19 protein-coding genes and 1 pseudogene are annotated in these 20572 nt (G+C 70.7%); 17 read left to right on the top strand and 3 right to left on the bottom strand.

Annotated elements, in window-relative coordinates:
• Positions 1-426: pseudogene (locus tag VJ693_RS15480) on the bottom strand (xanthine dehydrogenase molybdopterin binding subunit); the annotation flags it as partial.
• A gap of 13 nt (positions 427-439) precedes the next feature.
• Positions 440-1936: a xanthine dehydrogenase small subunit gene (gene xdhA, locus VJ693_RS15475; RefSeq protein WP_324155505.1), complete on the bottom strand. Its 1497-nt coding sequence runs from the start codon at positions 1934-1936 to the stop codon at positions 440-442.
• 227 nt (positions 1937-2163) lie between these two features.
• On the opposite strand from xdhA, the gene VJ693_RS15470 reads away from it, so the two are divergent.
• The 17 genes from VJ693_RS15470 (at position 2164) to VJ693_RS15390 (ending at position 19431) form a co-directional block, all read left to right on the top strand.
• Positions 2164-3090, top strand: coding sequence for a LysR family transcriptional regulator (locus tag VJ693_RS15470; protein WP_414652298.1), 927 nt, complete (start codon positions 2164-2166; stop codon positions 3088-3090).
• Positions 3087-4439, top strand: coding sequence for a guanine deaminase (gene guaD, locus VJ693_RS15465; protein WP_324155502.1), 1353 nt, complete (start codon positions 3087-3089; stop codon positions 4437-4439). Before VJ693_RS15470 ends, guaD begins: the two co-directional genes overlap by 4 nt.
• 18 nt (positions 4440-4457) lie before the next feature.
• Entirely contained in the window at positions 4458-5309 is an 852-nt protein-coding gene (locus VJ693_RS15460) for an outer envelope protein (RefSeq protein WP_324155500.1), read from the top strand.
• Positions 5310-5337: 28 nt separating this feature from the next.
• Positions 5338-6882, top strand: a complete 1545-nt coding sequence (locus tag VJ693_RS15455; RefSeq protein ID WP_324155499.1) for an ABC transporter ATP-binding protein — start codon at positions 5338-5340, stop codon at positions 6880-6882.
• Positions 6869-7957 (top strand): ABC transporter permease, encoded by a 1089-nt coding sequence (locus tag VJ693_RS15450; RefSeq protein WP_324155497.1) that lies wholly within the window; start codon positions 6869-6871, stop codon positions 7955-7957. The genes VJ693_RS15455 and VJ693_RS15450 overlap by 14 nt, the downstream gene beginning before the upstream one ends.
• Entirely contained in the window at positions 7954-8874 is a 921-nt protein-coding gene (locus tag VJ693_RS15445) for an ABC transporter permease (RefSeq protein ID WP_324155495.1), read from the top strand. The genes VJ693_RS15450 and VJ693_RS15445 overlap by 4 nt, the downstream gene beginning before the upstream one ends.
• Positions 8875-8925: 51 nt before the next feature.
• Complete coding sequence (locus tag VJ693_RS15440; RefSeq protein ID WP_324155494.1) at positions 8926-10071, top strand: BMP family ABC transporter substrate-binding protein; 1146 nt, start codon at positions 8926-8928, stop codon at positions 10069-10071.
• Between the two features lie 344 nt (positions 10072-10415).
• Positions 10416-11192, top strand: a complete 777-nt coding sequence (locus VJ693_RS15435; RefSeq protein ID WP_414652296.1) for an ABC transporter substrate-binding protein — start codon at positions 10416-10418, stop codon at positions 11190-11192.
• A 48-nt stretch (positions 11193-11240) separates the two neighbouring features.
• Positions 11241-12056, top strand: a complete 816-nt coding sequence (locus tag VJ693_RS15430; protein ID WP_324155492.1) for an amino acid ABC transporter permease — start codon at positions 11241-11243, stop codon at positions 12054-12056.
• Positions 12057-12165: 109 nt separating this feature from the next.
• A complete protein-coding gene (locus VJ693_RS15425; RefSeq protein ID WP_324155490.1) occupies positions 12166-12900 on the top strand; it encodes an amino acid ABC transporter ATP-binding protein in 735 nt (244 codons plus the stop codon).
• Between the two features lie 10 nt (positions 12901-12910).
• Entirely contained in the window at positions 12911-13957 is a 1047-nt protein-coding gene (locus VJ693_RS15420) for an adenosine deaminase (protein WP_324155489.1), read from the top strand.
• Positions 13958-14018: 61 nt separating this feature from the next.
• A complete protein-coding gene (locus tag VJ693_RS15415) occupies positions 14019-14519 on the top strand; it encodes a universal stress protein (RefSeq protein ID WP_324155487.1) in 501 nt (166 codons plus the stop codon).
• Positions 14520-14609: 90 nt separating this feature from the next.
• Positions 14610-16706 carry a S46 family peptidase gene (locus tag VJ693_RS15410; protein WP_324155486.1) on the top strand — a complete coding sequence of 699 codons (2097 nt, stop codon included), beginning with the start codon at positions 14610-14612 and terminating at the stop codon, positions 16704-16706.
• 96 nt (positions 16707-16802) lie between these two features.
• Positions 16803-17840 (top strand): M14 family zinc carboxypeptidase, encoded by a 1038-nt coding sequence (locus tag VJ693_RS15405; RefSeq protein ID WP_324155484.1) that lies wholly within the window; start codon positions 16803-16805, stop codon positions 17838-17840.
• A gap of 5 nt (positions 17841-17845) precedes the next feature.
• The gene (locus tag VJ693_RS15400; RefSeq protein ID WP_324155482.1) at positions 17846-18661 is read left to right on the top strand and encodes an alpha/beta hydrolase; all 816 of its coding nucleotides are present in this window, start codon (positions 17846-17848) and stop codon (positions 18659-18661) included.
• Positions 18662-18757: 96 nt separating this feature from the next.
• A complete protein-coding gene (locus VJ693_RS15395) occupies positions 18758-19228 on the top strand; it encodes a YbhB/YbcL family Raf kinase inhibitor-like protein (protein WP_324155480.1) in 471 nt (156 codons plus the stop codon).
• A complete protein-coding gene (locus tag VJ693_RS15390; protein ID WP_324155478.1) occupies positions 19225-19431 on the top strand; it encodes a DUF3606 domain-containing protein in 207 nt (68 codons plus the stop codon). The genes VJ693_RS15395 and VJ693_RS15390 overlap by 4 nt, the downstream gene beginning before the upstream one ends.
• A gap of 15 nt (positions 19432-19446) precedes the next feature.
• Here VJ693_RS15390 and VJ693_RS15385 read toward each other — a convergent pair whose 3' ends face one another.
• A complete protein-coding gene (locus VJ693_RS15385; protein ID WP_324155477.1) occupies positions 19447-20568 on the bottom strand; it encodes an HD-GYP domain-containing protein in 1122 nt (373 codons plus the stop codon).
• Between the last annotated feature and the right edge of the window lie 4 nt (positions 20569-20572).

Genomic DNA, 20572 nt, shown 5'->3' with positions numbered 1-20572 from the left:
CACCGACAACTGCGCCGGCAAGGGCTCGATGCGCAGCACCTGCTTGGCCTGGGCGGCGGCGCGCCGCGCGGCCTCGCGGTTCGTCGCGATCACCGCGAACACCGGCTGGCCGAGGTAGCGCAAGGTGCCGTCGGCGAGGATTGGGTCGTCGTGCACGATCGGCCCGCAGTCGTTGCGGCCGGGGATGTCGGCGGCCGTCAGCACCGCGACCACGCCGGGCTCAAGCTTCAGCGCCTCTACGTCGATGCCAAGCAGGCGGCCGTGCGCGACGGGTGAGAGGCCCAGCGCGGCATGCAGCGTGCCGGCCAGTTCGGGCAGGTCGTCGACATAGGCCGCGCGGCCACTGACATGCAAGGTGGCCGATTCGTGCGGTAGCGCGGCGCCGACGACCGGGGCGGTCGCAGCGCGGGGCGGGGTCATTTCCATCGTGCCGGTCTCCTCAGGCGAAGACCCGCAGCGCGGCCTCCGGCAGCGGGTCCACCGGCCGGGTGCTCCACCACAGCCGCTCCAGCAGCGCGGCCGCGGCCTGGCCGCGATAGGCGGCGCTGGCGCGCAGGTCGGTCAGCGGCGCGAAGTCGCTGGCGAGCGCGTGCTGCGCGGCGCGCAGCGTCGCCTCGGTCCAGGCCTGGCCGACGAGTGCGGCCTCGGCGCCGGCGGCCCGCTTGACGATGGCCGCCATGCCGCCGAACGCAAGCCGCGCCTCGGCAATGCGTTCCCCCTCCAGCCGCAGCGCGAAGCCGGCGCTGACGGCCGAGATGTCGCAGTCGAAGCGCTTGGACAGCTTGTGCGCCTGCACGTGCCAGCCCGGGTCGGTGGTGGTGGTGAGCGGCACCGCCACCGCCTCGACGAACTCGCCCGGTGCGAGCTGATTCTTCATGTAATCCAAATAGAAATCCTGCAGCGGCATGTCACGCGTGGCGTCGCCCCGCCGCAGCGTCAAGCTTGCGCCGAGCGCGATCAGGACCGGCGCGGTGTCGCCGATCGGCGAGCCGTTGGCGAGGTTGCCGACCAGCGTGCCGGCATGGCGCACCGGCGGGCCGGCGAAGCGCCTGGCCATCTCGGCCAGCGCCGGCCAGCGCGCGACCAGCGCGGCCCAGCCGTCTTCGAGCGTGACGGCGGCGCCGATGCGCAGGATCGACGCCGATTCCGTGATGCGGCGCAGTTCCGCCACGTCGCCCAGGTAGATCAGGTCGGGCAGCGGCTTGAACTGCTTGTTGACCCACAGCCCGATGTCGGTCGCTCCGGCGAGCAAGGTCGCCCCGGGCCGGGCCGCGCGCGCTGAGGCCAGCGCTGCCAGCGTGCGTGGTGCCTCGAAGCCAGGGACAGACAGGGGCGCTTGCTCGGCGCGCAGGGCGCGCAGTTGATCGGCCATGCCCTCGAGCGCGAGCCGCGGGCCGGGCGTGCCCCCCATCGCCTCGCCGGCATCGAGGATGGGCCGGTAGCCGGTGCAGCGGCACAGGTTGCCGGCGAGCTCGTCAGCCAGCTCGCCCCGCGTCGGCCGCGTGCCGGCTTCGGCATGCCGCTCATGGCACAGCGCGAGCGAGACGGCGAAGCCCGGCGTGCAGAAGCCGCACTGCGAGCCGTGGTGGTCGACCAGCGCCCGCTGCGCCGGGTGCAGCGTGCCATCCGGCGCGGCGAGGTCTTCGATGGTCAGCAGGGCCTTGCCGTGGAGCGTCGGCAGGAAGCGGATGCAGGCATTGACCGGCCGCAGCGCGAGCCCGGCCAGGCGCAGGGCGCGGGTCGGCGGGGGCACGTCTTCGTCGAGCTCGGCCACGATGACGGCGCAGGCGCCGCAATCGCCTTCGGCGCAGCCTTCCTTGCTGCCGCAGGCGCGCGTGTCCTCGCGCAGCCACTGCAGCACGCTGCGGGTCGGTTCCTCGGCGCTCGCCTCGGCCAGCTGGCCGCGGAAGACGAAGCGGATCGGTGGTTTGCTCATCGCGAAAGGGGAGGTTCGTTCTCGGGACACTGCCACGCCGCGCAGCCGGGCGCCAAGCGGGTTCGCCCGAACGTACGACGAACTAGGGCCTGCTCACACTACGCAGACCCGGGTCTCCGTAGTGTGAACAGGCCCTGGATCATGGCGCATGCTTGCAGGCGCATGGCTTGCATATGGTGTGCCGTATGACGATGAACCCCTCTTTGACGAACATCGACCTCCATTTGGTGAGGGTCTTGTCCACCGTGATCTCCGAGCGAAGCGTTTCGCGTGCCGCCCTGCGGCTGGGCAGCACCCAGCCCCAGGTCAGCACGCAACTCAAGCGCCTGCGCTCGCTGACCGGCGACCCTCTGCTGGTGCGTTCGGGCACGGGCATGGTGCCCACCGATGCGGCGCTCGCGCTGCTCGGGCCCGCCCAGCGCCTTCTGCGTGAAGCCGAAACACTGTTCGGCCCGACGCGCGCCGGCCGCCGCTTCGACCCGGCGGACACCGAGTTCACGCTGAACCTGGCGGCCAGCGACTACCTCGACCCGCGGTTCCTGCCGACGCTGGTCACCCGCCTGCGCGAGCGCGCGCCGGGCATCCGGCTGGCGCTGCATCCCTTGACCGGCGACGCCGACTACCGCACCAAGCTGGCCCTGGGCGAGGTCGACGTGGTCGTCGGCAACTGGATGCGCCCGCCGGGCGAGCTGCACCTGGGCCGCCTGATCAGCGACGACGTGGTCTGCCTGGTCGGCGACGATCACCCAGCGGTGCGAAGCCCGAAGAGCTGGACGGTCGAGCGCTACCTCGCGAGCGACCACGTCGCGCCGACCCCGCTGCACCCCGGCGCGCCCGGCGTGATCGACGAATACCTGAGCCTGCAGGGCCAGACGCGCCGCATCGCCGTGCGCTGCGCGCACTTCGGCCTGGTGCCGGCCATGCTGCCGGGCAGCCGCCTGGTGCTGACGACCGGCAAGCTGTTCTGCCTGCGCTATGTCGGCCGGCTGCCGGTGCGCATCGTGCCTTGCCCGCTGCGCTTTCCGCCGATGGCCTACTACCAGCTCTGGCACGACCGCACCCACGCCTCGGCCGCGCAGCGCTGGGTGCGCGAGGCGATCCGCACGGTGGCGCGCGAGCTGGTCGATGGGCCCGCCGCAGGAGCGCTGCAATGAGCGCCGCCACGAGCACGAGCCGGCTCGCACTGCGCGGCGACCTGCTGGATTTCACCGGCACGCCTGCGCTGGACGACGTGAACAGCCCGGCGGTGCGCTTTCGCCCCGACCACTGGATGCTGATCCAAGATGGTCGCATCGTCGACGTGCGCCCCGGCGGCCAGCCGCCCGGCGACGACTGGCAGCGTGAAGACCACCGCGGCCGCCTGCTGCTGCCGGGCTTCATCGACACCCATGTGCACTGCCCGCAGCTCGACGTGATCGCGAGCTACGGCAGCAGCCTGCTCGACTGGCTGGACACCTACACCTTCCCGGCCGAGCAGCGCTTTGCCGACCCCGCGGTGGCCGCCGCCGGCTCGGCGTTGTTCCTCGATGCGCTGCTGGCCCACGGCACGACCGCGGCGGTGGTCTTCCCGACCGTGCATGCCGCGTCGGCCGAGGCGTTGTTCGCCGCGGCCGACGAGCGCGGCATGCGCATCGTCACCGGCAAGGTGCTGATGGACCGCCATGCGCCCGAGGGCCTGCGCGACGACGTGGCGGGCGCCGAGCGCGACTGCGAGGCGCTGATCGCGCGCTGGCACGGCCGCGGCCGCGCGGCCTTCGCAGTCACCGTGCGCTTCGCGATCACCAGCACGCCGGCGCAGCTGGCGATGGCGGGCGAGCTGCTCGGGCGCCATGCCGGCCTGTACATGCAGACCCACGTCGCCGAGAACCCCGACGAAGTGCGCTGGGTGGGCCAGCTCTTTCCCGAGGCGCGCAGCTACCTGGATGTCTACCGCCGCTTCGATCTGCTGAACGAACGCTCGGTGCTGGCGCACGGCATCTGGCTCGATGACGAGGACCGCGCCCTGCTCGCTTCGACCGGCGCGCACATCGCGCACTGCCCGACAAGCAACCTCTTTCTCGGCAGCGGCCTGTTCGACTGGCGTGCCGCGGTCGCCAGCGGCCACCGTGTCTCGATCGGCACCGATGTCGGCGGCGGCACCAGCTTGTCGATGCCGCGCACGCTGGCCGAGGCCTACAAGGTGCAGGCGCTGCAGGGCCAGCGGCTGTCGGCCTGGGCGGCGCTGCATGCGGCCACGCGCGGCGCCGCCGAGGCGCTGGGCCTGGGGCACGAGATCGGCACCCTCGAGCCCGGCGCGGTGGCGGACGTGGTGGCCTGGGACTGGGCGCATGGCCCCGTCGCCACGCACCGTGACGCGGTCGCGCGCGGCGCCATCGCCGGCCTGTCGGAACAGGCCTTGCATGCACGCGTCTTCGCCTGGCTGACGCTGGCCGACGAACGCAACGTCGCGGCGGCCTGGGTCGCCGGCCGCACGCGATACCGACGAACCTCCCCCAACCCCTGATCCACCAAGGAACCCCCCATGCTCTCCCGCGCCCGACTTGCCCTTGCCGCCGCCCTGGCCCTCTCGACCGCCGCCGCCCAGGCCGCCGACTGGAGCGACACGTCGATCGGCTACCGCACCGGCGACAAGTTCGCCGAGCCGTTCGGCGCGACCGACATCCACAAGGACATCCTCGATTTCAACCACGTCAGCGGCTACAAGTACGGGAGCAACTTCTTCAACATCGACCTGTTGCTGTCGGACGACAAGGACCCGGCCTCGGTCGGCTCGAAGAACGGCGCGCAGGAGGTCTACATCGTCTACCGCCACACGCTGGACCTGGAGAAGACCACCGGCACCGCGTTCAAGTGGGGGCCGGTGCGCGGCCTGGGCCTCACGCTCGGCTTCGATGCCAACGTGAAGAACGACGCCGGCTACAACTCCAAGAAGCGCATGCTGGTGGCTGGCCCGACGGTCAACTTCGACGTGCCGGGCTTCCTCGCCGTGAGCCTGCTCGAGCTGTGGGAGAGCAATGCGCCCTACAACGGTTTCACCGGCGTCGCCACGCCGCGCTACAGCTACGATCCGCACCCGATGCTGACGGCGGCCTGGGGCATCCCCATCGGCAGCCTGCCCTTGTCGTTCGAGGGCTACGCCAACTTCATCGCCGCCAAGGGCAAGGACGAGTTCGGCGCCGACACCAAGCCCGAGACCAACATCGACATGCAGGTGATGTACGACGTGACCACGCTGTTCGGCGGCAAAAACACCTTCAAGCTGGGCATCGAGTACCAGTACTGGCTGAACAAGTTCGGCAACGACCACAAGGGCCCGGCCGGTGACGGCGCGTTCGCGAAATCGCCGATGATCCGCGCCGAATATCATTTCTGAACCCGCGGCGCCCGCCGCGCCGCCACCCATGCTTCGCCTCGAACTCACTGCGATCACCAAGCAGTACCCCGCCGTGCGCGCCAACGACGGGGTGAACCTGCGCGTCGCGCCGGGCCAGATCCATGCCGTGCTGGGCGAGAACGGCGCGGGCAAGTCGACGCTGATGAAGATCATCTACGGCGCGACCCAGCCCGACGCCGGCCAGATCCTCTGGAACGGCCAGCCCGTGAAGGTGGCCAGCCCGGCGGCGGCGCGCGCCTTGGGCATCAGCATGGTCTACCAGCACTTCTCGCTGTTCGACACGCTGACCGCGGCCGAGAACGTCTGGCTGGGCCTGGGCAAGGAGCACACGCTGGCGCAGGTGACCGAGCGCATCCGCCAGGTGGCGGCCGGCTACGGGCTCGAGGTGGATCCGCTGCGCCCGGTGCATACGCTCAGCGTCGGCGAGCGCCAGCGGGTCGAGATCGTGCGGGCGCTGCTGACGAAGCCGAGCCTGCTGATCCTCGACGAGCCGACCTCGGTGCTGACGCCGCAGGCGGTCGAGAAGCTGTTCGTCACGCTGCGGCAGTTGAGCAGCGAGGGCTGCAGCATCCTCTACATCAGCCACAAGCTCGACGAGATCCGCGACCTGTGCCACCACTGCACCGTGTTGCGCGGCGGCCAGGTCACCGGCGAGGTCGATCCGACGCAGGAGACCAACGCCAGCCTGTCGCGCCTGATGATCGGCGCCGAGCCGCCGGCGCTGGCGCACCGCGAGGCGCACACCGGCGCGGTCGCGCTGGAGGTGAAGAAGCTGAGCCTGCCGCAGCAGGACCCGTTCGGCGTCACCCTGGCCGGCGTGTCGCTGCAGGTCCGGGCCGGCGAGATCGTCGGCATCGCCGGCGTGTCGGGCAACGGCCAGCAGGAGCTGATGGCCGCGCTATCGGGCGAGGACCGGCGTGCGCCACGCGGCTCGGTCACCCTCTTCGGCCACGACATCGCCGTCGCCTCGCCGCGCCAGCGCCGGCTGCTGGGCCTGCATTTCGTGCCGGAGGAACGGCTGGGCCGCGGCGCGGTGCCATCGCTCAGCCTGGCGCAGAACACGCTGCTGACGCGCACCCAGACGGTGGGCCGCGGCGGCTGGCTGAATCTGGCCGCGACGCGCGCGCTGGCGGCCGACCTGATCGCCCGCTTCAAGGTCAAGGCCGGCGGCCCGGACGCGGCGGCGCGCTCGCTGTCGGGCGGCAACCTGCAGAAGTTCCTCGTCGGCCGCGAGATCGATGCCAAGCCCAAGGTCCTGATCGTCGCCCAGCCGACCTGGGGGGTGGACGTCGGCGCGGCGGCGCAGATCCGCGGCGAGCTGCTGCGCCTGCGCGACGAGGGCTGCGCGCTGCTCGTCGTCAGCGAGGAGCTCGACGAGCTGTTCGAGATCAGCGACCGGCTGCTGGTGATTGCGCGCGGGCGCCTCTCGCCGACCATCGCCACCGCCGAGGCCAGCGTCGAGCGCATCGGCGAGTGGATGTCCGGGCTGTGGCCCTCATCGGACGGGCCGTCCGCCACGCCCGCCACGGAGGTGTCGCATGCTGCGGCTTGAGCCCCGGCCACAGCCGTCCAAGCTGATGTCCGTCGGCTCGCCGCTGCTCGCGCTGGCCATCACCGTGCTGGCCGGCGTCGTGCTGTTCGCACTGCTCGGCAAGGATCCGGTGCGTGGCCTGCAGGTCTTCTTCGTCGAGCCGGTGAAGAGTGCGTATGCGCTGTCCGAGCTGTCGGTCAAGGCGGTGCCGCTGGTGCTGATTGCGCTGGGCCTCGCGCTGTGCTTTCGCTCGAACATCTGGAACATCGGCGCCGAGGGCCAGTTCGTTGTCGGGGCATTGGCGGCCGGCTGGGTCGCGATGCAGGCCGGGCCGGGCACCGCGTGGCTGGGCCGCGGCATCGTCGTGCCGGTGCTGCTGGCCGGCATGGCCGGCGGCATGGCGTGGGCGGGGCTGGTGGCGCTGCTGCGCGATCGCTTCAACGCCAACGAGATCCTCGTCAGCCTGATGCTGGTCTACGTGGCCGACATGCTGCTGGCCTGGCTGGTCTACGGGCCCTGGAAGGACCCGGCGGGCTACAACTTCCCGCAGACCATCACCTTCGACGCGAGCACGAAGATCCCGCGCCTGGTGGCCGGGCTGCGCATGAACATCGGCACGCTGATCGCGCTGGCGGCGGTCGGCGCACTGTGGGTGTTCCTGTTTCGCACCTACCGCGGTTTCGCGCTGCAGGTGGGCGGCCTGGCGCCGGCGGCGGCGCGTTACGCCGGCTTCTCGTCGCGCCGCGCGCTGTGGACGGCGCTGCTGGCCTCGGGCGGCCTGGCGGGGCTGGCGGGCGGGCTCGAAGCCGCCGGGCCGCTCGGGCAGCTCACGCCCTACGTGCCGGCCGGCTACGGCTTCGCGGCGATCATCGTGGCCTTCGTCGGCCGGCTGCACCCGGTGGGCATCGTGTTCTCGGCGGTGCTGATGAGCATGTTCTACATCGGCGGCGAGCTCGCACAGTCGCGCCTCGGGCTGCCGAAGGCGCTGACCGGCGTGTTCCAGGGCCTGCTGCTGTTCGCGCTGCTGGCCTGCGATACCTTGATCCACTACAGAGTCCGCCTGGGGCGGGGCATGAGCACGAAGGTGGCGGCATGAACGAGATCGCCCTGCTGCTGGCGGCCACGCTGAACGCCGGCACCGTGCTCGCGATCGCCGGCATGGGGCTGCTGGTCAACGAGCGCGCCGGCATCGTCAACCTCGGCGCCGAAGGAATGATGCTGGTCGCCGCGATCGCCGGCTTCGCGACCGCGGTGCACACGGGCTCCGATGTGCTCGCCTTCGCCGCCGGCATGGGCGCCGGGGCGCTGATGGCCGCCGCCTTCGGCGTGCTGGTGATCTGGCTCAACACCAACCAGTACGCGAGCGGCCTCGCCTTGAGCCTGTTCGGCGCCGGCTTCTCGGCCTTCGTCGGCATCGGCTACGTGCAGCAGCGCATCGGCGAGCGGCCACAGTACGCGATCCCCGGCCTGGCCGACATCCCGCTCGTCGGCCCGGCGCTGTTTCGCCACCACCCGCTGGTCTACGGGGCGATCGCGCTGACCGTGGCGCTGGCCTGGTTCCTCTACCGCTCGCGCGCCGGGCTGGTGCTTCGCGCGGTCGGCGAGTCGCCCGAGTCGGCGCATGCGCTGGGCTACCCGGTGCGGCGCATCCGGCTGGCGGCGGTGGTCGCCGGCGGTGCGCTGTGCGGGTTGGCCGGTGCCTACCTGTCGGTGATCTACACGCCGCTGTGGGTCGAGGGCATGGTCGCGGGCAAGGGCTGGATCGCGCTCGCGCTGACGACCTTCGCGACCTGGCGGCCGGCACGTGTCCTGCTTGGCGCCTACCTGTTCGGCGGCGTGACGATGCTGCAGTTCCACCTGCAAGGCGAGGGCGTGCAGATCGCGAGCCAGTGGCTGACGATGCTGCCGTACCTCTCGACCATCGTCGTGCTGGTGCTGATCTCGCGCAACCCGAACTGGATCAAGGTCAATATGCCGGCCTCGCTCGGCAAGCCGTTCTTCCCCGGCAGCTGACGCCTGCCTATCATCCCGCGACGCATTCCACCCCAACAACACGGAGTCCCCATGAGCCTTTCGAAGCGAACCCTGCTCAGCACCGCCGCCCTCGCCGCCGTCGCGGTGCTGGTCGGCTGCGGCAAGAAGGAGGAGGCCGCTGCGCCCGCCGCGGCCAGCGCCGCCGCCTCGGCCCCGGCCAAGCCCGAGCCGCTGAAGATCGCTTTCGCGTATGTCGGCCCGGTGGGCGACGGCGGCTGGACCTTCGCGCACGACAACGGCCGCAAGGCGCTCGAGAAGGAGTTCGGCGACAAGGTCGTCACCAGCTTCGTCGAGAAGGTGCCCGAGGCCGCCGACGCCGAGCGCGTCTTCCGCGACATGATCGGCCAGGGCAACACGCTGATCTTCGGCACCACCTTCGGCTACATGGAGCCGATGCTGAAGGTCGCGGCCGACAACCCGAACGTCAAGTTCGAGCATGCCACCGGCTACAAGACCGCCGAGAACATGCGCACCTACGACAGCCGCACCTACGAGGGTGCCTACATGGCCGGCGTGATCGCTGGCAGCATGACCAAGACCAACACGCTGGGCGTGGTCGGCTCGATCCCCATTCCCGAGGTGATCCGCAACATCAACTCGTTCACGCTGGGCGCGCAGAGCGTGAACCCGAAGATCAAGACCAAGGTGGTCTGGGTCAACGAGTGGTTCAACCCGCCCAAGGAAACCGAGGCCGCCACCGCGCTGATCAACGGCGGGGCCGACATCCTGATGCAGAACACCGACTCGGCCGCGGTGCTGAAGACGGCCGAGGACAAGGGCAAGCGCGCCTTCGGCTGGGATTCCGACATGAGCGCCTACGGCCCGAAGGCCCACCTCGGCTCGGCGGTGATCAACTGGGGCCCGTACTACGTCAAGGCCACGCGCGACGCTCTGGAAGGCAAGTGGGCCACCGGCAAGAGCTGGTGGGGCGTCAAGGAAGGCGCGATCGACTTCGTCTCGGTCGCCGCCGACGTGCCGGCCGAAGCGAAGGCCAAGCTCGACGCCGTCAAGGCCGGCCTGAAGGACGGCAGCCTGGTGATCTGGAAGGGCCCGATCGTCGACAACACCGGCAAGGAACAGCTGGCCAAGGACGTGGCCGCCGACGACACCTTCCTCGGCGGCGTCAAGTTCTACGTCAAGGGGGTCGAGGGCAAGGTGCCCGGCGAAGGCAAGTAAGCCCGGCCGGCCCGCCCCCGGCGGGCCGGCGCCTTTGCCTGCCGTGCGGGGGCGCGCGCCGAATTTTCGACAGCGCGGGGCGCCGTATCGGGCCCGAAACCGACGAAAACTCCGGCCGATTGGGCATCCAATCTGGTTCACGCCGGCACCACCCCGCCCGGCACATTCCGCCGGAAACCCCGCCCACCCAGGCGCGATCCTTGCGTTGAATCACCTAGGGCCAATCCCGATCCGGGAGACCGCCCGTGCCCTCTGGTGCGCGCATGCCCGGTAGTAGGATGCGGCGCACCAACCAAACCCGTGCCCCGCCATTCGTCGGGCCATCCCATTCGAGGAGCTTTCCTATGTCGCGTATTACGTCCTGGGTTGCCGGCGCCGCCGCCGTCGTGATGATGTTCGGCTCGACGGTGGCATCGGCCCGCAATGTCGATGCCATCAAGAAGGCCGGCACGATCATCGTCGCGACCGAGGGCCAGTACGCCCCGTTCAACTTCTTCGAGGGCTCCAAGCTGACCGGCTTCGAGGTCGACTTGATGGAAGGCGTGGCCAAGAAGATGGGCCTGAAGATCGAGTGGAAGACGCTCGGCTTCGACGCGCTGCTGACCGGCCTGGGCCAGGACCGCTGGGACCTCGTGATCGCCTCGCACGGCATCACCGAGGAGCGCGCCAAGGCGGTGACCTTCACCAACCCGCACTACTGCTCGGGCGGCGCCATCGTCAGCAAGAACCCGGATCTGAAGACCGCGCAGAGCCTGGCGGGCAAGGTGATTGCAGTGCAGACCGGCAGCTCCTACCTCGAGGCGGCGCAGAAGATCCCGGGCGTCAAGGAAGTGAAGAACTTCCCGAAAGATCCCGACGCGCAGGCCGCCGTGATGTCCGGCCGCGCCGACGCCTGGGTGACCGACAAGTTCGTCGTGATGGACGTGCTGAAGAACAACAAGGGCACCGGCCTGCGGGCGAACGGCATGCTGTTCGTCGAGAAGATTGCCGCCGCGGTCGCCAAGGGCAACGCCGGCCTGGCCGACGCCTACAACAAGGCCCTGGGCGAGTTCATGGCCAAGGGCGGCGGCTACGAGGCGCTGTCGACCAAGTACTTCGGCGAGGACGTGCGCTGCAAGTAAGCGGGCACTGAACAAGACCACCCCCGAGAAGACCTCGCACGAGTGATCATGACGATACCTGCCATTGGGTGGCCTGCAGGCTGGACGCGCCAACGGCGCAGCCAGGCCACCATCGTGACGGCCTCGCTGGGCCTCGTGCTGGCGCTGTGGGTGGCGGCCAGCCTCATCGCGGTAGCGCCGGCCCCGATCGGGCCGAACGCCAAGTTCTTCGCCGAAGGCATGGTGGTGACGCTCGAGCTGACCATCGTGTCCGGCGTCATCGGGGTCGTGCTGGGCCTGCTCGCGGCGCTCGGCAAGACCTCGCGCATCCTGCCCGTGCGCTGGGTCTGCAGCTTCTACATCTGGGTCATCCGCGGCACGCCGCTGCTGGTCCAGATCTTCTTCGTGTACTTCGCGCTGCCCGAGATCGCGAAGTCCTTCGGCTCCGAGTGGCTCTCCGACGCCGCGCGGATGACCGAGTTCACCGCGGCGGTGCTCGCGCTGTCGCTCAATGTCGGTGCCTACAACGCCGAGGCCTTCCGCGCCGGCCTGCTGTCGGTGCCCAAGGGCCAGTTCGAGGCGGCGCGCTCGCTGGGCCTTTCCAAGTGGCATACGCTGCGCGACATCACTTTTCCGCAGGCCTTCAAGGTGGCGTTGCCGCCGCTGGTCAACAACGTGGTGGCGCTGCTGAAGGATTCATCGCTGGCCTACTCGATCGGCGTCGTCGAGCTGACCAACGTCGGCGCGCGGGTGCAGTCGTCGACCTTCCAGCCGGTGCCGATCCTGATCACCACCGCGATCCTCTACCTCGTGATGACCACGCTGTTGACGCAGATCACCAACGGCATCGAGCACCGCTTCGACATCGAGGGGCGCCAACCATGAGTCGTCCGGGGTCAACATGCGATTGCGGGCCGAGCGCCGGGCCGCTCCCAAGCCGGCCCGCCATCCCCGCGGGGGATCGGCCGACGTATCCGTCGGACGAGGGGCTCACATGACGCCGCTGATCACCGTCGACAAGGTCAACAAGCACTTCGGCCCGGCCCATGTGCTGCGTGACGTGTGCACCCATTTCAACGCCGGCGAGGTGGCCGTCATCATCGGCTCGTCGGGCTCGGGCAAGTCGACGCTGCTGCGCACGCTGAACCGGCTCGAGAAGCACGACAGCGGCGCGATCACGATCGACGGTATCCCCGTCGACGACAACCCCAAGCACCTGAAGGCGCTGCATGCCGAAGTCGGCATGGTGTTCCAGCAGTTCAACCTGTTCCCGCACCTGACGGTGCTGGAAAACGTCTCGCTGGCGCCGCGCCGGGTGCGCGGCCTGAGCGTCGCCGAGGCCGACCAGCGCTCGATGGCGCTGCTCGAGCGAGTGGGCATGCAGGCGCATGCACACAAGCACCCGTTCGCGCTGTCGGGCGGGCAGCAGCAGCGCGTGGCGATCGCCCGCGCGCTGGCGATGCAGCCGCGGGTGATGTTGTTCGACGAGCCGACCTCCGCGCTCGACCCCGAAACGGTCAAGGAAGTGCTCGACGTGATGAAGGGCCTGGCCGCGAGCGGCATGACGATGATCGTCGTCACCCACGAAATGGGTTTTGCGAAGGAAGTGGCCGACCGCGTGCTCTACTTCGACAAGGGCTGCATCCTGCAGGATCGCCCGCCGAAGGATTTTTTCGACAACCAGGACAACCCGCGCATCCGCGCCTTCCTGGGCCAAATCGCGAACTGAGTATTCCGCCATGGGCATCGATTTCGACCGCATCGGCCGCGACCAGCTTCCCGCGCTGCTGCGCGTGATGCCCAAGGCCGAACTGCACATCCACATCGAGGGTTCGCTCGAGCCCGAGCTGATCTTCAAGCTGGCCGAGCGCAATGGCGTGAAGCTGGCCTACCCCAGCGTGGAGGCGCTGCGCGCGGCCTACGCCTTCACCGACCTGCAGAGCTTTCTCGACATCTACTACGCCGGCGCCAGCGTGCTGCTGAAGGAGCAGGACTTCTTCGACATGGCCTGGGCCTACTTCGAGAAGGCCGCGGGCGAGAACATCGTTCACGCCGAGCTGTTCTTCGACCCGCAGACCCACACCGAGCGTGGGGTGCCGATCGAGGCGGTGATCCTCGGCCTGCACCACGCCTGCCGGCGCGCGCACGCCGAGTTCGGCATCAGCGCGTCGCTGATCCTGTGTTTCCTGCGCCACCTGAGCGAGGACGCGGCCTTGGCCGTGCTCGAGCAGGCGCTGCCCTACCGCGAATATTTCATTGGTGTCGGGCTCGACAGCTCCGAGCGCGGCCACCCGCCGGAGAAGTTCGCCCGCGTGTTCGCACGCTGCCGCGAACTCGGGCTGCATGTGGTCGCCCATGCCGGCGAGGAGGGGCCGCCCGAATACATCCGCAGTGCGCTCGATGTGCTGAAAGCCGAGCGCATCGACCACGGCGTGCGCTGCGTCGAGGATCCGGCGCTGGTACAGCGCCTGGCGGCCGAACGCGTGCCGCTGACGGTCTGCCCGCTGTCGAACGTCAAGCTGTGCGTCTACCCGTCGCTGGCCGAGCACCAGCTGCCGGCGCTGCTGGCGGCTGGCTTGGTGGCCACCGTCAATTCCGACGACCCGGCCTATTTCGGCGGCTACCTCAACGACAACTTCGTGCAGACCTTCGCTGCGCTGCCGCAACTCGGGGCGCGCGAGGCCTACCAGCTCGCGCGCAACAGCTTCGAAGCCAGTTTCGTCGATGCCGCCGCGCGCGCGGGCTGGCAGCACGAGCTGGATCGGGTTTTCTCGGCCGCGGCCTGACCGGCGCCCTTGCACATCGGGCCGCACAGCGGCACGATGGTCGGCAACGGAGGTGCCTTGCATGAAGATCCTCGTACCCATCGACGGCTCGCCGCTGTCGCTCGCCGCGCTGCGCCACGCGATCGCCCTGGTGCGTGAGGGCCTGCGGGCCGAACTGGTGCTGGCCAACGTGCAGCCGCCGGCCAACCTGTACGAGTGGATGCGCTCGCCGGACCCGGACGCGCTCGGCCACATCGCCGAGGCCGCCGGCCAGCATGCGCTGGAGACGGCCGAGTCGCTGCTGCGTGATGCCGGGCTCGACGCGACCGAACTGCTGGTCACCGGCGACCCGGCACACGCGCTGATCGAGCTGATCGAGAGCGAAGGCTGCGACGCGGTGATCATGGGCTCGCACGGCACCAGCGGGCTGCTGTCGGCCTTCCAGGGCTCGGTCTCGCAAGCCATGCTGCATTCGTCGCCGGTGCCGGTGACGCTGGTCAAGCCAGCCGAGCCCACCGAGACCGAGGCGGAAGAAGAGACCACGGCCGAGGCCGACGAAGAGGGCGAAGCGACCGGCGCCTGAACGGCCGCCCAGGGCCGTTGCGTCACGCACAATCGCCGCGACACCGCCATGAGGCGGTGCATCGCTCGAACAATCTCAGGAGGATCTTCCATGCGTGCTCGACCACGCGCGGCCCGCGGGGCCGTGCTTGCCACTTCTTTACTCGCGGCCAGCCTGGCGGCCGAGGCCGATGAAGGGATGTGGACCTTCGACAACCCGCCCGTCGCGGCCGTGCAGCAGCGCTACGGCGTCACGCTGACGCCCGAGTGGCTGAGCCGGCTGCAGAAGGCCTCGGTGAAGCTGGGCGCGTCGGCGTCCTTCGTGTCCGGCCAGGGTTTGCTGCTGACCAATCACCACGTCGCGCTGGGCTGTATCGAGCGCCTGTCGCGCGCCGGCAAGGATCTGGCCGGCCACGGCTTCGTGGCCCCCACCCGTGCGGCTGAACTGCGCTGCCCCGGCGAGACCGCCCGCGTGCTGCAGAGCACCGAGGACGTCAGCGCCGCCGTGCAGCAGGCCATGGCCACTGGCAGCACCGACGAGCAGCGCAACACGCTGCGCAAGGCCAGCATCGGCGAGATCGAGAAGCGCTGCGAGGCTGCCGGGCAGCCGGGCGCCGGCCAACTGCGCTGCGAGGTCGTGGCGCTGTACAGCGGCTCGGTGCACCACCTGTACCGCTACAAGCAGTGGGACGACGTGCGGCTGGTCTTCGCCCCGGAATACCAGGCGGCGTTCTACGGCGGCGATCCCGACAACTTCGTCTTCCCCCGCTACGCCTTCGATTTCGCGCTGATGCGGGCGTACGAAAACGGCCACCCGGCCACGACACCCGATCACCTGAAGCTCGCCAGCGCACCGCTGGCCGAGGGCGACGTCGTCTTCGTCGCCGGCCACCCCGGCCACACCGACCGCCTGCAGACACTGGCCCAGCTGAAGTTCCAGCGCGATATCGAGTTGCCGCTCGACCTGGCCAGCGCGCGGGCGCAGCAGGCATTGCTGCAGGCCTACTCCGCCCGCTCGCCCGAGGCGGCGCGGCAGGCGCTGGATCGCTTGTTCGGCACCGAGAACTGGCTCAAGGCGATGCGCGGCGAGTACGCGGCCCTGTCGACGCCGGCGCTGATGGCGGCGAAGCAGGCCGATGAGGCGCGCTTTCGCGCGGCCTACGCGGCGCGCGGCCTGGCCGGCGATCCTTGGGCCGACGTGGAGGCCGCCACCGCCCGCCACGCGGCGAAGGTCAAGGAGTTGAAGGCCATCGGGTACGGCTACAAGACCTTGTTCTCGGTGGCCGGCGACCTGGTCGAGCAGGCCTACGAACGCCGCCTGCCGGAGGGCGAGCGCCTGGCCAAGTTCCGCGATGCCGCGCTGCCCGAGATCGAGCGCCGCGTGCTCGCCGAGGTGCCCTACTACAAGGATCTGGAGGTCGCGCGCCTGGCCGGCCTGCTGGCCGAGGCCCGGGACCTGCTGGGCAACGAGCATGCCTACGTGAAGGCCACGCTGGCCGGCGCGACGCCGCAGGCCACGGCCGAGCAGGCGGTGCGGGCGAGCCGGCTCGACGAGCTGGCGGTGCGGCGCGCGCTGCTGGGCGGCGGCGTGGCGGCGATCGAAGCCTCGGACGACCCGCTGATCCGCCTGGCCCGCGAAGCCTACCCGCTGCGGCGCGAGCTGGCACGCTGGCGCGAGGAGAAGATCGACACGCCGATCGAACACGCTGCCGAGCGCCTCGGCCAGGCACGCTTCGCCATCTATGGCCGCGATCTGCCGCCGGACGCCACCGGCACGCTGCGCCTGTCCTACGGCAAGGTCGCCGGCTACGACGCCAACGGAGTTGCGACGCCGTGGAAGACGACGGTCGGCGGCCTGGTCGCGCGGGCCGATGCGTTCGACGGCAAGGCACCCTTCAATCTGTCGCCGGCGGTGGCCAAGGCGCGCTCGCACATCGATCCACAGGTGCCGCTGAACCTCGTCACCACGGCCGACATCATCGGCGGCAACTCGGGCTCGCCGCTGGTCAACCGGCGCGGTGAGTGGGTCGGCCTGATGTTCGACTCGAACCTCGAGGCGCTGGGCGGGCGCTACGTCTACACCGACGACAAGGCGCGCTCGCTGGCGGTGCATGCACAGGCCATCCTGCAGGCGCTGGAGAAGGTCTACGCGGCGCCGCAGGTGGCGCGCGAGCTGCGCGGCACGGTGGCACGCCCGCACCGGCGCTAACCGGCCGCACGGCGGCGCCCATGGCGCGGCCGTGTGACCGCCTGATGACGGGCGGGCCCGCTATGCTCGCCGCTTCGCCTCCGAAGCGCCCACCGTGTGACCGCCCGCCACCGCGCCGACCTGCCCGAGCTGCTCGAATTGCAGGCCCTGCTGCGCCTGGGCGCGCCGCAGCTCGAGCGGCGCCTGCTGTGCGAGGTCGAGGTCGACGGGCGGCCGCTGCCGGTGCATGCCTACCTGCTCGGCGCCGCGCGGGCCGACGCGCCGGCGGTGCTTTTCGTGGGCGGCGTGCACGGGCTGGAGCGCATCGGCGCCGAGGTCGTGATCGCCTACCTGCGCAGCCTCGTGATGCGGCTGGGCTGGGACGAGACGTTGCACCAGCAGCTGCAATCGATGCGGCTGGCCTTCGTGCCGCTGCTCAACCCGGGCGGCGTCTGGCGGGGCACGCGCAGCAACCCGCGCGGGGTGGACCTGATGCGCAACGCGCCGGTCGAGGCGCGCGAGCCGGTGCCCTGGCCCCTCGGCGGCCAGCGCCTGAGCCCGCGACTGCCCTGGTACCGCGGCGCGCGCGGTGCACCGATGGAGTGCGAGAGCCAGGCGCTGTGCGCTTTCGTCGAGGCCGAGCTGCTCGGCCGGCCGTTCACGCTGGTGCTCGATTGCCACTCGGGCTTCGGCATGAACGACCGGCTGTGGTTCCCGTTCGCGCACACCGCGCGCCCGATCGAGCACCTGGCCGAGCTGCACGTGCTGGCCGAGATGCTGGACCGCGCGCTGCTGCACCACCGCTACGTGATCGAGCCGCAAAGCCGCCAGTACCGTACGCACGGCGACCTCTGGGACCACCTGTACCTGCGCGCCCGCGCCGGCTGGCCGGCCCAGCCCTTCCTGCCGCTGACGCTGGAGATGGGCTCGTGGCTGTGGGTCAAGAAGAACCCGCGCCAGATGTTCTCGCGCCAGGGCATCTTCAACCCGCTGATCGAGCATCGCCAGCACCGCGTGCTGCGCCGCCACCTGGGCCTGCTCGATTTCATCGGCCGCGCGGCCGCCAGCCATGCACGCTGGCTGCCCGAGGGGGCACTGCGCGACCACCACCACCAGCAGGCGCTGGCCCGCTGGTACCGCAGGCCCATGCGGTGACGGCCATGTCGAGCTGGATGCTGCTGCGCGGGCTGACGCGCGAGAGCGGCCATTGGGGCCGGTTCCCGGACCAGCTGCGCATGCGGCTGCCAGGTGCGCAGGTGATCGCGCTCGACCTGCCCGGCAACGGCGCGCTGCACCGCGCGCACAGCCCGGCCAGCGTGGCGGCGATGGTCGAGGCCGCGCGCCGGCAGCTGGCCGACCAGGGGGTCGCGCCGCCGTACCACCTGCTTGCGCTGTCGCTCGGTGCGATGGTGGCGCTGGACTGGGCGGTCCGCCGACCGCAGGAGCTGGCCGGCTGCGTGCTGCTCAATACCAGCCTGGCCCGCCTCAGCCCGTTCTACCGCCGCCTGCGCCCGGCCAACTACGCCGCGCTGGCCGGCCTGCTGGCCGGGCGCGGGGGCGACGCGGTGCGCGAGTCGACGATCCTGCGCCTGACCAGCGCGCGGCCCGAAGCCCACGCGGCGGTCGCCGCCGAGTGGGCAGCCATCCGCGAGGCACGGCCCGTCACGCCCGGCAACGCGTTGCGCCAGCTGCTCGCCGCGCTGCGCTACCGGGCGCCGCACCAGGCCCCGCCCGTGCCAACCCTGGTGCTGGCCGGCGCGGGCGATCGGCTGGTCGACCCGCGTTGCTCGCAGGCGCTGGCCGGCGCATGGGGCTGGCCGATCGCGCTGCACCGCTGGGCCGGGCACGACCTGGCGCTGGACGACGGGCCCTGGGTGGCCGAGCAGGTGGCGCGCTGGCTGGCCGGGCCGCGAGCGGCGGATTGCGGCAACGCAAGCCCGGCGCCGACCGGGCTTTCAGAATCGGCCGCAGGCTGATCGCATTGCCGTCAGGGGATTGGCCACCGGGCTTGCCGCTGGCGCAGGCTCTGGCCACACTGTGCCGACGCTTCCCGGCGCAACCGGAGGTGCACGATGGAATTGAGTTCGACACTGTTCGTGCATGGCGCTGCCATCCCGCGCCGCTGCACCTGTGAAGGCGACGACGTCGCGCCGCCGCTGCAATGGCGCGACCTGCCGGCGAGCACCGCCAGCCTCGCGCTGATCGTCGACGACCCCGATGCACCGGACCCGGCGCACCCGCAGCGCACCTGGGTGCACTGGGTGCTGTTCGACATCCCGCCCGGTGCCGGCGGCCTGGCCGGCGAGGGCCGGCCCCTGCCCGCCGGTTGCCGCGACGGCCTGAACGACTGGCACCGCACCGGCTATGGCGGCCCCTGCCCGCCGATCGGGCGCCACCGCTACTTCTTCAAGCTCTACGCCTTGGACACCCGCCTGCCGGACCTGACGCAGCCGACGAAGGCCGAGCTCCAGCAGGCCATGCATGGCCATGTGCTCGGCGAGGCGGTGCTGATGGGCACGTACCAGAAAGGGAGGGCATCATGAACCGCGACGCACCTGCCGGCATGAACGAGCCGGCCGAACCGGTCAGGCCGCTGGACCCGGGCCGGATCAACACGATGGACCCGGTCGAGCTGAGCTACTGGTGCCACGAGCTCGACTGCACCGAGGAGCGCCTGAAGCAGGTCGTCGACGAGGTTGGCGAGCACGTCGCCGCGGTGCGCGAGCGGCTGGCCCTGCCGCCCTGACGGCAAGGCGGCGCGTCACAGCACCATGATGGCGTCGGCCGCCGCGTCGGCCAGGCTGCGTGCGACGGCGCACAGCTCGTCGAAGACCGCGTCGAAGGCGTCGACCACGTCGGGGTCGAACTGGCGCCCGCGTTCGGCCAGGATCGCCTTGCGCGCATCGCCGAAACCCCAGGCCTCCTTGTACAGGCGCGGCGAGGTCAGCGCGTCGAACACGTCCGCCACCGCCATCAGCCGCGCCGGCAGCGGGATCGCCTCGCCGGCCAGGCGGTCGGGGTAGCCGGTGCCGTCCCAGTGCTCGTGGTGGTGGCGGGCGATCTGCTTCGCGCAGCGCAGGAAGCCCAGGCCCTCGCTGCCGCCGACATCGCGTTCGGCGCGTTCGATGACGCCCGCGCCCAGCGCGGCATGGGATTGCATCAGCGCGCGCTCGTCGGCATCGAGCGGCCCGTGCTTGTGCAGGACGCGGTCGGGGATGCCGACCTTGCCGATGTCGTGCAGCGCCGCCGAGCGCGCCATCAGGTCGATCGAATGGGCCTCCAGCGCGCCGGCGTGCCGCGGGTGGTCCGCCAGGCGGGTGGCCAGCAGCCGCACGTAGGCGCTGGTGCGGCGCAGGTGGTTGCCGGTCTCGTTGTCGCGCGTCTCGGCCAGCCGGCGCAGCACATGCAGGGTGACCTGGCTGATGCGCAGGTTCTCGCGCATGCGTCGGCCGACCTCGGCACCGAGTTCGCGGTTCTGGCGGGCCAGGTGCAGGCGGGCCTGCTGCCGCTCGACATGGGTGGCCACGCGGGCCTGCAGCACGGTCGGCCGGATCGGCTTGGCCAGGAAGTCCACCGCCCCGAGCGCGAGGCCGCGCTCCTCGTCGGCGTTGTCGCCCATCGCGGTGACGAGGATCACCGGCAACTCGCGCGTGCGCGGCTGGTCGCGCAGCCGGCGCAGCACGGTGAATCCGTCCAGGCCCGGCATCATCACTTCCAGCAGCAGCAGGTCCGGCAGCGGGTCGGCGGCGAGCAGCTGGAGCGCCCGTGCGCCCGAGTTTGCGCTGCGCACCCGGTAGCGCGGGTGCAGCAATTCGCCCATCACGGCCAGGCTCTCGGCATGGTCGTCGACGACCATCACCTGCGGCCGGTCGCTCGATTCCATGGTC

Origin of the sequence: Ideonella sp. (genome assembly GCF_035254525.1) — a bacterium.
Taxonomy (GTDB): Bacteria; Pseudomonadota; Gammaproteobacteria; order Burkholderiales; family Burkholderiaceae_C; genus Ideonella.
The sequence above is the reverse complement of the archived record's forward strand: the minus strand, read 5'-3'. Positions and strand labels throughout refer to the sequence as shown.